Source organism: Haloferax sp. Atlit-109R (assembly GCF_003665865.1).
Lineage (GTDB): Archaea > Halobacteriota > Halobacteria > Halobacteriales > Haloferacaceae > Haloferax > Haloferax volcanii.
In genome coordinates, this window is sequence record NZ_QPLO01000002.1 from 1078617 (window position 1) to 1092295 (window position 13679).

12 protein-coding genes are annotated in these 13679 nt (G+C 68.9%); 5 read left to right on the plus strand and 7 right to left on the minus strand.

Features of this window, described 5'->3' with window-relative positions:
- The first annotated feature begins 111 nt into the window (after positions 1–111).
- Positions 112–714: a TIGR00296 family protein gene (locus DVK03_RS14050; RefSeq protein ID WP_004041686.1), complete on the plus strand. Its 603-nt coding sequence runs from the start codon at positions 112–114 to the stop codon at positions 712–714.
- 93 nt (positions 715–807) lie between these two features.
- On the opposite strand, the gene DVK03_RS14055 is transcribed toward DVK03_RS14050, so the two are convergent.
- The 4 genes from DVK03_RS14055 to DVK03_RS14070 all read right to left on the minus strand — a co-directional run bounded on the left by DVK03_RS14055 (position 808) and on the right by DVK03_RS14070 (position 5627).
- Positions 808–1974 carry a nicotinate phosphoribosyltransferase gene (locus tag DVK03_RS14055; RefSeq protein ID WP_115803287.1) on the minus strand — a complete coding sequence of 389 codons (1167 nt, stop codon included), beginning with the start codon at positions 1972–1974 and terminating at the stop codon, positions 808–810.
- Positions 1975–2157: 183 nt separating this feature from the next.
- The gene (locus DVK03_RS14060) at positions 2158–3597 is read right to left on the minus strand and encodes an Hvo_1808 family surface protein (RefSeq protein WP_115803288.1); all 1440 of its coding nucleotides are present in this window, start codon (positions 3595–3597) and stop codon (positions 2158–2160) included.
- A gap of 44 nt (positions 3598–3641) precedes the next feature.
- Complete coding sequence (locus DVK03_RS14065) at positions 3642–4100, minus strand: hypothetical protein (RefSeq protein WP_115803289.1); 459 nt, start codon at positions 4098–4100, stop codon at positions 3642–3644.
- A gap of 96 nt (positions 4101–4196) precedes the next feature.
- Positions 4197–5627, minus strand: a complete 1431-nt coding sequence (locus DVK03_RS14070) for an Hvo_1808 family surface protein (RefSeq protein ID WP_115803290.1) — start codon at positions 5625–5627, stop codon at positions 4197–4199.
- A 99-nt stretch (positions 5628–5726) separates the two neighbouring features.
- Between DVK03_RS14070 and DVK03_RS14075 the strand changes: the two genes are divergently transcribed.
- Positions 5727–6299 (plus strand): cysteine hydrolase family protein, encoded by a 573-nt coding sequence (locus tag DVK03_RS14075; RefSeq protein WP_115803291.1) that lies wholly within the window; start codon positions 5727–5729, stop codon positions 6297–6299.
- A 78-nt stretch (positions 6300–6377) separates the two neighbouring features.
- On the opposite strand, the gene DVK03_RS14080 is transcribed toward DVK03_RS14075, so the two are convergent.
- Positions 6378–6863, minus strand: coding sequence for a PaaI family thioesterase (locus DVK03_RS14080; protein ID WP_004041693.1), 486 nt, complete (start codon positions 6861–6863; stop codon positions 6378–6380).
- A gap of 237 nt (positions 6864–7100) precedes the next feature.
- Here DVK03_RS14080 and DVK03_RS14085 point away from each other — a divergent pair, with 237 nt between their 5' ends.
- The gene (locus DVK03_RS14085; protein WP_115803292.1) at positions 7101–9680 is read left to right on the plus strand and encodes a PAS domain S-box protein; all 2580 of its coding nucleotides are present in this window, start codon (positions 7101–7103) and stop codon (positions 9678–9680) included.
- 60 nt (positions 9681–9740) lie between these two features.
- Positions 9741–10868, plus strand: coding sequence for a hypothetical protein (locus tag DVK03_RS14090; protein WP_006601081.1), 1128 nt, complete (start codon positions 9741–9743; stop codon positions 10866–10868).
- A 199-nt stretch (positions 10869–11067) separates the two neighbouring features.
- On the opposite strand, the gene DVK03_RS14095 is transcribed toward DVK03_RS14090, so the two are convergent.
- Complete coding sequence (locus DVK03_RS14095; RefSeq protein ID WP_115803293.1) at positions 11068–11751, minus strand: helix-turn-helix domain-containing protein; 684 nt, start codon at positions 11749–11751, stop codon at positions 11068–11070.
- Positions 11752–11973: 222 nt separating this feature from the next.
- Positions 11974–12885 carry a hypothetical protein gene (locus tag DVK03_RS14100; protein WP_115803294.1) on the minus strand — a complete coding sequence of 304 codons (912 nt, stop codon included), beginning with the start codon at positions 12883–12885 and terminating at the stop codon, positions 11974–11976.
- A gap of 54 nt (positions 12886–12939) precedes the next feature.
- On the opposite strand from DVK03_RS14100, the gene DVK03_RS14105 reads away from it, so the two are divergent.
- Positions 12940–13626: a lipoate--protein ligase family protein gene (locus tag DVK03_RS14105; protein ID WP_115803295.1), complete on the plus strand. Its 687-nt coding sequence runs from the start codon at positions 12940–12942 to the stop codon at positions 13624–13626.
- Positions 13627–13679 lie beyond the last annotated feature (53 nt).

Genomic DNA, 13679 nt, shown 5'->3' on the forward strand with positions numbered 1-13679 from the left:
TAACGGGGTCCTACCGGGGTTTAGCCGCACGTTATGTTGCAACGAAACTACATAACAACGGGATAACATCCGAGGGAAGCGTTGAAGTCACCACAGAACTTGAATGGTAATATGTCCGAGGCGCAGACCGTACACCTCACCTACGATGATGGGGCGCGGGCGGTCGAACTAGCGCGGGAATCGGTCGAATCGTACGTTCTTCACGGGCAGAGAGAACAACCGGGCAGCATGCGCGACGCGTTTTACGCTCGAACCGGGGCGTTCGTCCGCATCAAGTCGACACGGGGGCGCGGTCGACTGCGGGGCTGTGCGGGCGCGTATCGGGGGAAAGACCAACTCGGTCACGCCATCGTCGACGCCGCCATCAAGGCCGCGTCGGGCGACTCCTGTCAGACCGAAATCGAAGCACCCGAACTGCCGAACCTGAACATCTCTGTCTGTATCGTCAACAACTACACGCTGACTAACGACCCAGTCGCAGACATCGAACTCGGCACCCACGGCATCGCCATCGACGCCGGCGGCACCCACGGCTGGATGTATCCGACGCTGCCCGTCGAACTCGGCTGGTCGAAAGAGGAGTTCCTCACGAACGCCTGCCGCAAAGCCGGTCTGTCGCCGCTGGCGTGGCAGGACGACGATACCATGATTACCCTGTTCGAAGGACAGGTCTTCCGCGAGCGCGACGACGGCGGGAGCGTCGAAGCGCTGTAAGTCGTCGCGACGACAACTCGACTTCTCGGAGGGAGGGCTACGACCGGCGAGCGACGGCTCCGAGCGTCGCCGCCGCAAAACGAGAACGCGTGCTTACTCCTCGCTGACCCCGCCGAATCCGACCGACTCGGCGTCTTCGCTGGCCCGCGTCGCGGCCGCGTCGATGTCGAAGTCGAACTCGGAGACGACTTCGCCGTCGCGGATGAGCGGTTCGAGGAGCGACTCACCGTCGGTCGGACCGGGCCGCCCGCGGAGGCCGACGTGGTGGCCGCCGTCGACCGTGCGGTAGACCTCTTTGACGCCCGAGAGCTTGCCCCGCTTGGCCGCGGGTTCGCCGTTTACCTCGACGATGTCGAGCGCGAAGTCCACCGGGTCGGCGTTCGAGATGTGGCCGCCGACGCCGAAGCCCTCGACCACGTCGCGGAGGTGCCGAAGTTCGGCCGGGCCGAGACCGCCGCTCACGAAGATGCCCACGTCCTCGTGGCCGCGGGCGTCGAGTTCCCAGCGAACCTCGCGGACGATGTGACGGAAGTCGCCGCGGCGCGAGGAGGTGGTGTCGAGGCGGACGCTGTCGAGGTCGTCACCGAGCGCTTCGACCGCCTGGAGCACCTCCTCGGTCTCGTCGCCGTAGGTGTCACAGAGGGCGACCCGCGGCACGTCTTCGTCGACGGCCTCGTCGAACGCGCGGAACGCCTCGGCCTGATTGCCGCGCCCGAAGGCGATGAGGAGCGCGTGCGGCATCGTCCCCGACGCCTCCTTCCCGAGAATCTCGCCGGCGGCGACGTGCGAGAAGCCGTCGAGACCGGCGACGAGGGCGCTCCGCTCGACCATCGCGGCGATGGCGGGGTGGACGTGTCGCGCGCCGAACGAGAGAACGGTCGAGTCGGGGGCCGCCGCGCGGGCTTCGAGGGCGGCCGTCGCACAGCCCGAGGCGTGCGAGAGGAAGCCGAGAAGCGAGGTTTCGAGCCGGGCGAACTCCAGATAGTCGCCCTCGATTCGCATCACGGGGCCGCCGTCGAACAGCGTGCCCTCGGGCATGGCGTCGACGTCGATATCGCGGCCGGCGAGGAGTTCCGCGGCGTCTTTCACGCCGGCGAACAGCTCGAAGTCGCCGTCGGGGAACTGGTCGGCCGTCACCTCGGCGACGACGCGGGGGTTCTTGCCCGCGTGTCGGAGGGTCGCCTCGGTCCGCTCGAAGTAGGCGTCGGTCGCGACGCCGTCGCGGATGGCCTCGGGACCGACGATATCGAAGTCACTCATTGGCGCGGATTCCACCCGGCCGATGAAAAAGGTGTATAATCGGTCACGTGCGTCGAAGACGAATTGTCTTCAACGGGTCAGCAGACGGCGACGAACAGGACGAGCAAAGAGGCGACGAGCGCGAAGCGACCGAGCCGGCTGGACATACGGAGCGACTGTCAGCCGAGAAACAAGTGATTTCTCCTAGCTTCGCTCGTGAATCTCGTCCACCTGCGCCACGGTCGGCGCGTTGACGACGGTGACGGTGTCGCCGTCTCTCGTCACCCGATAGGCGTCCGCGAAGGGGCCGTCGTCGACGCGGTAGGTGTCCTCGCCCGCCTCCGACGCGTTGAGGCTGCGCTCCAGCGTGTCGGTCACGTACGCCCGCTCGAACTGCTCGGCGTCCGCCTCGGTGTCCCAGACCGTCCGCCAGACGTAGCCGCGCTCGTGGGGGTTCGCCTCGTACGTCTCGTCGGACGCCGGGCGGTAGGGAACCACCGCGTCGCCGGCCCAGCCCTCGGAGGGTTCGGCGGTGTAGTTGTACGGCGAGTACGCGCCGGGGGCCTGCTGGAGGCTCGCCCGGTCGACGGCGCGGTGCTTCCAGAACGTCGCGAAGATGGACGCCTCGCCGACCGTGTCGGCGGCGGGGTCGGTGTCGTAGCGCGTCCACGCCGCCGACGAGCGGTCTTCGACCGTCACCTCGACCGGTCGCTCGTCGGGGTAACGGGTCGGGTGGAGCACCTGCTCGGTCGAGGTGGGGCGGTCGGCGTAGGCCGCGTCGACGGCCGCCCAGCCGCCGCGGTCGCGCAGGTCCGAGACGAACGTCGGCCCCTCGCTGTACGGCGTGTAGATGGTGATGAACACCGGGTAGTCGACCGAGCCGCCGCCCGAGCCGCCGCCCGAGGGCCGGGGGACGCAGTCCCAGTCGGCCTCACAGCGGGCTTCGTACAGGCCGTCGACGTAGCGGGCGTCGCCTTCGACCAGCCCGCTGTGGGCGAGTTGGGCGTCCTGCGTCGACGGCGAGCGGTCCAGACCGAACTGCTGGTCCTGTGCGGCGTGGACCAGTTCGTGGGCGAGCGTCCGACGGTCGATGGTCGGTTGGCTGTCGTCGCTCACGACGACGATGCGGCCCTCGGAGGGGGAGTAGTAGCCGAGCACCACGCCGCCGTACAACTCGTCGAACACCTCGTCGATGGTCCGGTCCTCACCGACCAGCAACAGCGCCTCCCACACCTGGTCGTTCCAGTCGCTGTGGACCGGGTCGGTCGACGCGTCGGACTCGTTTCGGTACTCGGCGCGCGAGACGACCTCGACCGGCACGGACTCCTCGAACTCCAGTTCGCGGACGACCTCGACGCGAGCCATCGTGCGGGCGACGAACGCCTCCATCTCGGAGTCGTTCAGGCCGTCGGACTGGTCGACCGCGATGGACTCGTCGTACCAGTAGCCGGCCTCCCAGCCCAGCCGGTCGGTCGGCGGGTCTTCGGGCCACGACCGGTCGGCGTCCGGGTCCGGGTCCGGGTCCGCGCCCCCGACCGCGGCGTCCGAGTTGTCGTTCGCGGCGCTCGGGTCTGCGACGGGGGCGGCACAGCCGGCGACGACGAGCAGAAATGCGGAGAAAACGGCGACGAGGCGGCGGTTCATAGCCAATTCACGGGCGGGAGTCGAAAAAGCGTCCCGGCGCGGGGTCAGCAGATTGCGACGACGGAGCTGTACGTCTCGTTTTCGTACCTGACGTACGGGCGCTCCACCCAGAACTCGTAGGCGTCGGTCCGCTCGGAGAACGACGCGGCGTCGGCGCTCTCTGCGGAGTTTGACCCGCCAACCGCCGCGTCGAACTCCGCGCGCCGCTCTGTCGAGAGGTTCGCGTAGTCGAAGACGGTCGCGTCGCTCGGAACCTCATCCGCGGGGTCGACCGAAAGCGAGGCGTTGCAGTCGAAGTACCACTCGTCGGTTTCCGTGGGCGTCGCCGGGTCGGTCGGTGTGGGTTCCGTCGTCGCAGTCGGCGTTTCCGCCGTCGCAGTCGGCGTTTCCGCCGTCACCGACGGCGACTCACCCGGCGCGTCGGCAGTCGGGACGCCGACACAGCCGGAGAGGACGGCGAGCGCGGCGAGCGCCGCCAGCGGGAGGGCTCGAAAGCGGGCCATATCCCGGTTGGCGTCGCCCCGCGGCAAGTGCTTTGTCACCGGGCGGGCGGGAACGCGAAACGGAACGGGAAAATCAGCGTGAAACGCGGAGTCGACTCAGCCGGCGAGTCCCGGCCGAATCTCGTCCACGTCGGCGGGCGTCGGCCCGTTGACGACGACGACGCGGTCGCCGGTGCGGACGACCCGGAAGGCGTCGTTGAACGAGCCGTCCGCGATGACGTAGACGCCGTCGTCCCGCTGGGTGGCGTCGTGGGCGCTGAGGATGTTCAGGTACGCGTCGTGGAACTCCCGCGCGTCGTCGTCGGTGTCCCACTCAGTCATCCAGACGTAGCCGTAGTCGGTCTCCGCGCCGGCCGCGTTGCGGTAGGGGAACAGGCGGTCGTTCGCCCAGCCGTTCGACGGCTCGGCGTCGTAGTTGTACGTGTCGTACTGCGAGTTCGTGTCGAGGATGGACTGGACGCGGACGGTTTCCGCGCCGGACGTGCGGGCCTGATACCAGAACATCGCGAACATCGACGCCTCTCCGACCGTGTCCGAGCCCTCGACGCCCTGGTCGGGGAAGGTGGTCCAGCCGTTCGTCCCCTCGTCGACGAAGGAGATGGGACGGGGCGATTCGTCGGTGACGTGGATGGTCTGTTCGGTGGACGCCGGCGGGTCGCGAAGGGCGTCGTTGACGGCCTCCCAGCCGCCCCGCTCGTAGAGGTCGTGGACGTACACCGGGCCGTCGGAGTACGGCTGGAAGATGGTAATCAGGACGCCGAGGTTCGGGCTGCCGCCGCTGTTTTCCGTGTCGGGCGTGGCGACGCAGTCCCACGTCCCGGCCGCGCACCGCTCGCTGTACTGTCGTTCGACGTAGCTGGCGTCGCCCTCGACGATGCCGTCGGTGGCGAGGTCGCCGTCCTGCGTCTCGCTTCGGAATCGGGCGTCGGTCAGGTCGAACCGCTGGTCCTGTGCGGCGTGGACCAGCTCGTGGACGAGCGTGGCGTTGTCGATGGTCGGCTCGCCCGGGGAGTCGGTAACGATTTTGATTTCGCCGTCGGACGGCGAGTAGAAGCCGAGGACCGAACTCCCGGTCGTCTCGGAGATGGCGCTCGCGCTCGCGGTCGACTCACCGGCGATGAAAAGCGCCTCCCACACCTGGTCGTTCCAGCGGTTGTACTCGGAGTCCGAAGCGGCAGAGCCGCCGGCGTTGGCGCTCCGGTAGTCGTCTCGGGAGACGACGCTGACGGGGACGCGCTCGTCGAACTCCAACTGCCGGAGCTGTTCGACGCGGGCCATCCCGCGGGCGACGTACGCCTCCATCTCGGAGTCGTTGAGGCCGTCGGACTGGTCGACAGCGATTGGCTCGTCGTACCAGTAGCCGTTCTCCCAGCCGAGCACGTCCTGGTCGGGGTCGTCGAAGCCGTCTCTGTCCGGGTCGGGGGTCGCGGGCGACGCGTCGCCGCCGGGCGCGGCCGTGGGGGCGGCACAGCCGGCGAGAACCAAGAGTACGGCGGCGAAAACGGCGCGGAGACCGGTGGTTCGCATATCGTACCCTTAGACTCCGGAGTGAAGTACCTTGTCGGGTTCGGGCGTCGAATCGAACCGGCGCGTACTGTTTTGGTCGTCCCGGCGCAACCCACGCGCATGGAACTCGACCCGACCCGAACCGCGGTGGTCGTCGTGGATATGCAGAACAGCTTTTGTCACCCCGACGGGAGCCTGTTCGCGCCGGGGAGCGAATCCGCAATCGAACCGGTTACGGGACTCGTCGCCGCCGCCCGCGACGCCGGCGCGCGCGTCGTCTACACCCGCGACGTGCACCCGCCGGAGCAGTTCGACGGCAACCACTACTACGACGAGTTCGAGCGCTGGGGCGAACACGTCGTCGAGGGGACGCGGGACGCCGCCCTCCACGGCGACCTCGACGTGCGCGACGAGGACCTCGTCGTCGAGAAGCACACCTACGACGCGTTCTACCGGACGCAGTTGGCGGGCTGGCTCGACAGCCACGGCGTGGACGACCTGCTCATCTGCGGCACGCTGGCGAACGTCTGCGTCCTCCACACCGCCGGGAGCGCCGGCCTGCGGGACTACCGACCGATTCTCGTCACCGACGCGCTCGGCTACATCGAGGAAGAACACAAGGCGTACGCCGTGGACCACGCCGACTGGCTGTTCGGCGAGACGGCGACGCTCGCGGACGTGACGTTCGAGTAGACCGGCGGCCCCGCCGAGCGCGAGCGGAACCCTGACTCTAACCCCGACTCCGACGCTGACCGCGACTCCGACCGCGTCTCACTCCCGAAAGAGCCGATACGCGCCCTGTCCGGTGGCGACGGCGTCGTTCCAGTCGCTCGACGGCGACTGCCGGGCGGCCACGTCCGAGTCCTCTTCCGGGTCGGTGCTGACGACGGTGATGGTGCTCACGCCGACCGAGCCGCCGGCGCGGACGACCTCAGCGACCGCGGTCAGGTCGCCCGACGCCCGCCGCAGGTAGTTCACGTTGAGATTGATGGTGGCGACGCCGCCGGCGAGCGGGTCGTCGAGCATCGTCCGGAGGGCGATGCCGCCCGCGGTGTCGATGAGCGTCGCCGCGATACCGCCGTGAATCGTCGGCGGCGACACGGTGTTGGTGAGCTTCTCGTCGTACGGGATGGTCATCACGATGCGGCCGCGCTCGATGGCGTCGACGCGGGTGTTGAGCCACGACAGGTAGCCGTGTTCGTCCTCGATGTGTCGCTGGACGATTGCCGCGGCCTCGGCGGGAAAGTCGTCGGCCATATCACGAACGAGTGTGTCAAATAGTATGTAACCGACGGTCGGTGGCAACCCCGGCGGCCCCGCGAGCAGCGCGAGCAGGCGGTCGCCTCGCCGGTCCCGCGAGCAACGAGTGGGCCGCACCGAGGCGACTGCGAGCGGGAAACCGACCGGCGAGTGAGCCGAGCGGACGGGAGCCGTGGAGCACTTGTCAGTCCGGTGGTGAGTGAAATATATACACGTTCACGGAGTGATACGGGTATGAGCGACACCCGCGTCGTACTGGTCGACGAGTGCCCCGACGGCCTCGTCGACGCCCTCGGACGACGCGGGTTCACGACCGAGACGTGCGCCGACCGCGGCGACGTGTTCAGTGCCCTCGACGCCGGAGTCGGCGGCGTCGTCGTCCGCGGCGCTCTCGACGCCGAGTTCGTCTCCGGCGTCCGCGACCGAGTCGGCGTGGTCCCGGTGTTCTTTCTGACCGAAAGCACCCCGGAATCGGCCCACGACGGCGGCGCAATCGCTATCAGCGACCCGGAGACGCCGGAAGCGGTTGCCTCTGTCGCCGCGCGGGTCGAGCGGGCCATCGAGTTCACGCAGTGGGCGTCGGCCGGGCGGAACTCGGACTCGCTGTATCGGACCGTCGTCGAACAGAGCCACGACGCCATCTTCGTCGCGCAGGACGGCGAGTTTCGCTTTTGGAACCGCCGGCTGACCGAGCTCACCGGCCTGCGCGACGGCGAACTCGCCGAGCGGTCGGTGTCGAGTATCGTCCACCCCGACGACCGCGAGCGGGCCGCCGCCATCGCCACGACGCGACGACAGGGCGGCGACGCACCCGCGAGCTACGAGATTCGTCTCGTCGACGCCGACGGCGCGGCCCGCGAGTGCTCGACGAACGTCAGAGAAATCGACTACCACGGCTCCGACGCCGTCCTCGTCTCGATGCGCGACGTGACCGAGCAGCGGGCCACGGAAGCGCAGTTCCGCGGGCTCGTGGAGCTGGCACGGGATCTCGTGACCCTCGTGGGAACCGACGGGCGAATCAAGTACCAGAGCCCCTCCGTCACCGAGGTGCTCGGATTCGACGAGGACGAACTCGTCGGAGAGCACGTCGCCGACCTGATTCACCCCGACGACTGGGACCGCGTCAAGGCCGTCTTCGAGCGCGCGCTCCAGACCGGGGCCGACGGGACCGACCCCGTCCGGTACCGCCAGCGGAACGCCGAGGGGTCGTGGACGTGGCTCGAATCCGTGGGGAGCAATCAGGCCGACACCTCGGTCGACGGCTTCGTCGTCACCTCGCGGAACGTGACCGAACAGCGGAGCTACGAGCAGCGGCTCAAGCGCTACGAGACCATCGTCGAGAGCATCGGCCAAGGCGCGTACGTGCTCGGCGAGGCGGGTGTCGTCCAGTTCATCAACGAGGCCGCGCTCTCGCGGACGACCATCCCCATGTCGACGTTCGTCGGCCGACACGTCTCGGCGCTCCGCGACGCCGGCTATCTCGCCGCCGACCAGTACGAACGCGCCCAGTCCGCGCTCGACGCCGTCCTCGGCGGCGAGAGCGAGCGCGAGCGGTTCGAAATCGAACTGTCGTTTCCCGAGAAAAACTACGTGGCCGAGTTCACCGTCTCGCCCATCGTCGACGACGGCGGGGAGGTCGCGGGCGCGGTCGGCATCTCGACGGACGTGACGGAGCGAAAGCGGTACGAACAGCGGCTCAACGCGCTGCACGCGTCGACCCGACGGCTGACGGGGGCGACGAGCCGCGAGGAAGTCGCGGAAATCGTCCGCGAGGCCGTCACCGAAGTCCTCGACTACGCGATTAGCGGCGTCCTCCTGTACGACGAGTCGCAGGACGCGCTCGTCCCGACGGCGTTCACCGACGAGGCGTGGGACGTGTTCGGCGACGTGCCGCCGATTCCGCGAGGGGCCGGGCTGACGTGGGAGGTGTTCGAACGCGGCGAGCACAACCTCTACCGGGACGTGGACTCGAACCCGCGACGGTTCGTCCTCGACGCCGGGGTCAAAGAGGAACTCATCGTGCCGATTCCCGACCACGGCGTGTTCTTCGTCGCGTCCGTCGGCGACGACTCGCTGGCCGACCAGCGCATCGCGTTGGCGAAGGTGTTGGCCGCCAACACCCGCGCGGTCTTGGACCGGGTCGAACGCGAACAGCTCTTGCGGCGGCGCGAGCGCGAACTCGCCAGCCAGAACGAACAGCTCGAATCGTTCGCGTCGGTCGTCTCGCACGACCTCAAGAACCCGCTGAACGCGGCGATGGGCTATCTCGACCTCGCCCGCGAGCAGTACGACGGCGACGAACTGGACCGCGTCGCCGACGCCCACGAGCGGATGGCCGGCATCGTCGAGGACATGTTGGCGCTCGCGCGCAACGGTCAGACGGTCGAGGAGGCCGAGCGACTGTCGCTCGGGGGCGTCGCCGAGGCGGCGTGGACGACCGCCGCGAGCGACGCGCCGGAAGCGACGCTCGTCACCGACGGCGAAATCCCGGTCGACGCCCACCGCGGGCGGCTCAGACAGCTCCTCGAAAACCTCTTTTCGAACGCGATTCGCCACGGCGGCGACGACGTGACCGTCCGGGTCGGCCCCCTCGACGACCGCGCCGGCTTCTACGTCGAAGACGACGGCCCGGGGATTCCGCCGGACGACCGCCCCCGCATGTTCGAGGCGGGCTACACCACGAGTTCCGAGGGGACCGGCTTCGGCCTCAGCGTCGTCATGAGCGTCGTGAACGCCCACGGCTGGAGCGTCTGGTTCGTCGAGAGCGACGACGGCGGCGCACGGTTCGAAATCACGACCGAAAGCGACCACTGACGGGCCGAGAGTGTCGCCGCCGGCGGCAACACTAATTGCGGGTCGTCCGAACGGAGCGCCATGGAAACACCGGACGAGACGACGGTCCGCGCGGCCGACTCGTGTCGGGAGTCGCTGCCCGAGCGCGTCGACGGCGGGCGGGTGCTGTTCGGATTCGACGGCTACATCGACCGCGTTCGGGAGTTCGTCTCCGAGCGACAGTCGGCAGATACCTACGAGCGGGTGCCGACGCTCGACGCGTTCGCTGACCGCGTGAACGACTCGGTCGAAGCCGAGAGTTCGCTCACCTTCGAGTGGATTCAAGACGGCGTCCGCACCGGCGGACACGTGAGCCACCTCGCGCGCGCCTTCGACCGGATGGGGTTCGAGCCCGGAGTCGTCGGCTGTCTCGGCGACCCGGTCGAAGAGCCGTTCGTCGAGGAGTTCGGCCACCTCCCGCTGGAGACCCTCGGGTCGCCGGGCTACACCGACGCCGTCGAGTTCGGCGACGGGAAGCTGATGCTCACCGAAATCGGCGCGCTGATGACGCTCGACTGGGCCGGAATCGAGTCGCGCGTCGGCCTCGACCGACTGGCCGAACTGGTCGACGGGGCCGAACTCGTCGGGATGGGCTACTGGTCGGAGATGCCCGAGCTACCGGACGTGGCCCGCGGCCTCCGCGAGGAGCTGTGGCCGACGCTGTCGGACCCGCCGGAGACGCTGCTTTTGGACCCCGGCGACCTCAGAAAGCGAGAGCCCGACGTGGTCGCCGCGGGCGTCGAGCAGGTGTCGGCGCTGGACGACGCGGTGCGCGTCGTCGTCTCTGCGAACCGCTACGAGACGCGCTATCTCGCGCGGCTGGCGGGCGTCGAGAGCGACGACTTCGGCCGCGAGTCACAGGCGGCGTTCGACCACCTCGGCGTCAGTCGGTTCGCGGGCCACGGCATCGAGGAGGCGCACCTCGTCGACGAGGCGGGAACCGCGACCGTCGGGGTCCCCCGGACGGACGACCCGGTGTTGACGACGAGTTCGGGCGACCACTTCAACGCGGGCCTCGCGCTCGCGCACGTCCTCGACCTCGGTCGCGCGGAGTCGCTCGTCGTCGGCAACGCCGTCGCGGGACACTTCGTCAGAACCGGGTCGCCGCCGACGTACGACGAACTACGGGCGTTCGCCTCGGGGTATCTCGATTACTTCGACGCCGCTTAAATACCGATTGTCCACACAAGGGTCAGATATATTACTAGAATCGGCGTACCGATATGCGTCGGTGGCACCCCCCACACGGGCGCACCGCCGGAGAGCCGCGAGTCGCGCCGTTCCGGCGGCGAAATCGACACCCGCCGTGGCATCTCGCGCCCGGTTGCCGCGCCCCACCACGGTCCCGTTTTGACGCATCATCGGCTCTTCACTCGGACCGCGAACCGCGGTCGAGGTCGTCTATCGTCGACCCGACGAGGTTTCGGAGGGCCCGACGAAGCCGCTGTGAGAGCGCCTGTTCGGTGATACCCAACCGGCTCGCGATGTCGTCGAGACCCGCCTCTTTCGGCGTCTCGAAGTAGCCCCGTTCGAAGGCGAGCCGAAGCGCCGTCAGCTGTTTCTCCGAGAGGCCGGTGTCCGGGGGGTGACGCTCGTCGAGGCGGGCCGGTTCGACGCGGCGCACGTCGATGTCGATATCGCGGGAGAGACAGGCGTCGTGGAATCGGGTGGTCAGCTCGTTCGACGGGAAGTACACCGACAGCGACCAGCCGTACCTCGTGCCGACCATTCGCCGGACGATGCCGTCGCACTCGCGGATGGCCGAGAGGATGTCGCCGTCGCGGGTCGCCCACTCGCAGCGGTAAAGCCGTCCCTCGGGTCCGTCCGATACCGGTTCGAAGCGCTCGATGCTCGCGTGGTCGTCGAGCAGGTCGTCGAGCGCCTCGCGGTCGCTCCCGCGGGCGACGAAGTAGGGAACCGGCTCGTCCGTCACCGGGATACCGCCGACGAACGTGAGTTCGAACTCGGGGTCCTCGAACGTTCCGTCGGGCGAGGCCCCGGCCAGCGGGTGGCCGAGTTCGACCTCGTACCCACTGGCGTGGTCGCCGGTCATCGCAGCGCGGAGGCAGCGGCTGCATCGAACACCGAAGCGACGGCACACGCTCGTATGTCGGATCTCACGAACGGAGAAAAATACGGGCGACCGAAGGATATTTTTTGCGGAGACTAATCCTTTCATAGTAAAGGTGTTTAAAAATGGTGCCACAAAGTGGAGGTGTCGGGCAGTCGCGCCGGAGAGGATTTAAAAAGCAGTTTCATGACACTTCTGCCGCCGTCAGTCGAGTCGAATCGGGTCGGCGCTGGGGCGAATCTCGACCGACACCTCGTCGCCGGTGGCGAAGCCGTGACCGGGACAGACGAGTTTGCTCCCGAAGTCGACGCGAGACGCGAATAGTGACAATCCAGTGATTTGAACGCCGTCGACGAGCACGTCGAAGTCGGCCCACGGAACGTCGCGGCCGGCCGCCCGGCCGACCCGCTCGCCGAGGAGCGACAGCGATTGTCCGTCTTCGATGGGCGAGAGCGCGCCCCCGAAGCCGTAGTGGGCGAGCCCGCCGTCGAGGACGACGCCCTCGTCGCTGGCGAGACCGACGAACCCGTCGGGGGCGACCGCCGCGTCGGCGCGGGTCGGGGCGTCGAGAACGACGAACGTCTCGGCCGTCTCGACGACGGTTCCCGTCCCGTCCCAGTCGAGCGGCGAGACGGTCACGTCGGGCGACACCGGGAGCGACCCCCGAGCCCGGTGGTGGTTCGCGTCCGCGGCCCGAAAGCCGACGTGGACGTGGTTCGAGACCCACGGCGCGAAAAAGCCGGAGCGGACGAGCCGTCCCAGCGAGTCACCGACCGCGACCTCGTCGCCCGCGTCGACGCCGGGGTCGACGTGGAGGATGCGCGCGACCAGTCCGTCCCGGGGGTCGTCGTCGGGGTCGCCGAGCCAGTCCAGTCCGGTGGCGTCGGCGTCGACATCGACGAGGATGAGGTACTCGTCGTCGTGGGCGTAGGGCTTGTCGGGCGCGCGGACGGTCCGCGTCTCGCGGACGACGCCCGCGACGGGCGAGCGGGCCACCGGGTCGTCGGCGGCGACGTAGAGGTCGATAGCACACCCGCTGTCGTGGGCGGGGTACGGCGAGTTGTAGAGCGAGAAGCGCTCGAAGCGCGAGAGCATCGGCCGCGGCAGTCGCAGCATGGTCGTCGGGACGGGACGGGTGCGCTTAGGTACGTCGGGGTGGTTCTCTCGGGTATGCGCGTCATCCGCGGCCGCGGGCCCGACCGGGAGGCGGACCGGGCGGTCACCGCGGCCATGCTCCGCGAGGCGGGCGACACGGACGAACCGGCGTTCCGCGCGTGGACGCCGCACCGACAGCTCGCGTTCGGCAGGCGCGACACCCGCGCCCCGCGGTACGACGAGGCCGTCGCCGCCGCCGAGGAACGCGGTTTTCCCGCTGTCGAGCGCTCCGTCGGCGGCCGCGCGGTGGCCTACACGGGAACCACCGTCGCGTTCGCCCACGCGGTTCCCCTCGACGACGCCCGGAGCGGCCTCGACGCGCGGTACGAGGCCGGAACGACCGCCGTCGTCCGCGCCCTGCGAACCCTCGGCGTCCCCGCGCGGCGGGGCGAGCCCCCGGCGTCGTACTGCCCCGGCGACCACTCGGTCCAAGCGGGCGGGAAGCTCTGCGGCCTCGCCCAGCGCGTTCGAAAAGAGAGCGCGCTCGTCTCCGGCGTGGTCGTCGTCACCGACCGCGACGAGATAGCCGACGTGCTCGCGCCCGTCTACGAGGCCATCGACGTTCCCTTCGACCCGGATTCGGTGGGGAGCGTCGCCGACGCCGGCGGCCCGGCCAGTTCCGACGCGGTCTGCGACGCCCTCGAAGCCGCCTTCGTTGGCGACGCGGAGACGCGCGTCGAAGGCGCGGCGGACCTCGCGTGAGCGACTGACTGCGACCGCTCCCCGAACCGCCGGACTTAGCACCCGGCGCGTCG

Excerpts from the sequence above, each read along its gene's own strand:
- DVK03_RS14095 (WP_115803293.1), bottom strand. The coding sequence starts at position 11,751 with ATGACCGGCGACCACGCCAGTGGGTACGAGGTCGAACTCGGCCACCCG.
- DVK03_RS14100 (WP_115803294.1), bottom strand. The coding sequence starts at position 12,885 with ATGCTGCGACTGCCGCGGCCGATGCTCTCGCGCTTCGAGCGCTTCTCG.
- DVK03_RS14075 (WP_115803291.1), top strand. The coding sequence starts at position 5,727 with ATGGAACTCGACCCGACCCGAACCGCGGTGGTCGTCGTGGATATGCAG.
- DVK03_RS14090 (WP_006601081.1), top strand. The coding sequence starts at position 9,741 with ATGGAAACACCGGACGAGACGACGGTCCGCGCGGCCGACTCGTGTCGG.
- DVK03_RS14060 (WP_115803288.1), bottom strand. The coding sequence starts at position 3,597 with ATGAACCGCCGCCTCGTCGCCGTTTTCTCCGCATTTCTGCTCGTCGTC.
- DVK03_RS14055 (WP_115803287.1), bottom strand. The coding sequence starts at position 1,974 with ATGAGTGACTTCGATATCGTCGGTCCCGAGGCCATCCGCGACGGCGTC.
- DVK03_RS14080 (WP_004041693.1), bottom strand. The coding sequence starts at position 6,863 with ATGGCCGACGACTTTCCCGCCGAGGCCGCGGCAATCGTCCAGCGACAC.
- DVK03_RS14070 (WP_115803290.1), bottom strand. The coding sequence starts at position 5,627 with ATGCGAACCACCGGTCTCCGCGCCGTTTTCGCCGCCGTACTCTTGGTT.
- DVK03_RS14050 (WP_004041686.1), top strand. The coding sequence starts at position 112 with ATGTCCGAGGCGCAGACCGTACACCTCACCTACGATGATGGGGCGCGG.
- DVK03_RS14065 (WP_115803289.1), bottom strand. The coding sequence starts at position 4,100 with ATGGCCCGCTTTCGAGCCCTCCCGCTGGCGGCGCTCGCCGCGCTCGCC.
- DVK03_RS14085 (WP_115803292.1), top strand. The coding sequence starts at position 7,101 with ATGAGCGACACCCGCGTCGTACTGGTCGACGAGTGCCCCGACGGCCTC.
- DVK03_RS14105 (WP_115803295.1), top strand. The coding sequence starts at position 12,940 with ATGCGCGTCATCCGCGGCCGCGGGCCCGACCGGGAGGCGGACCGGGCG.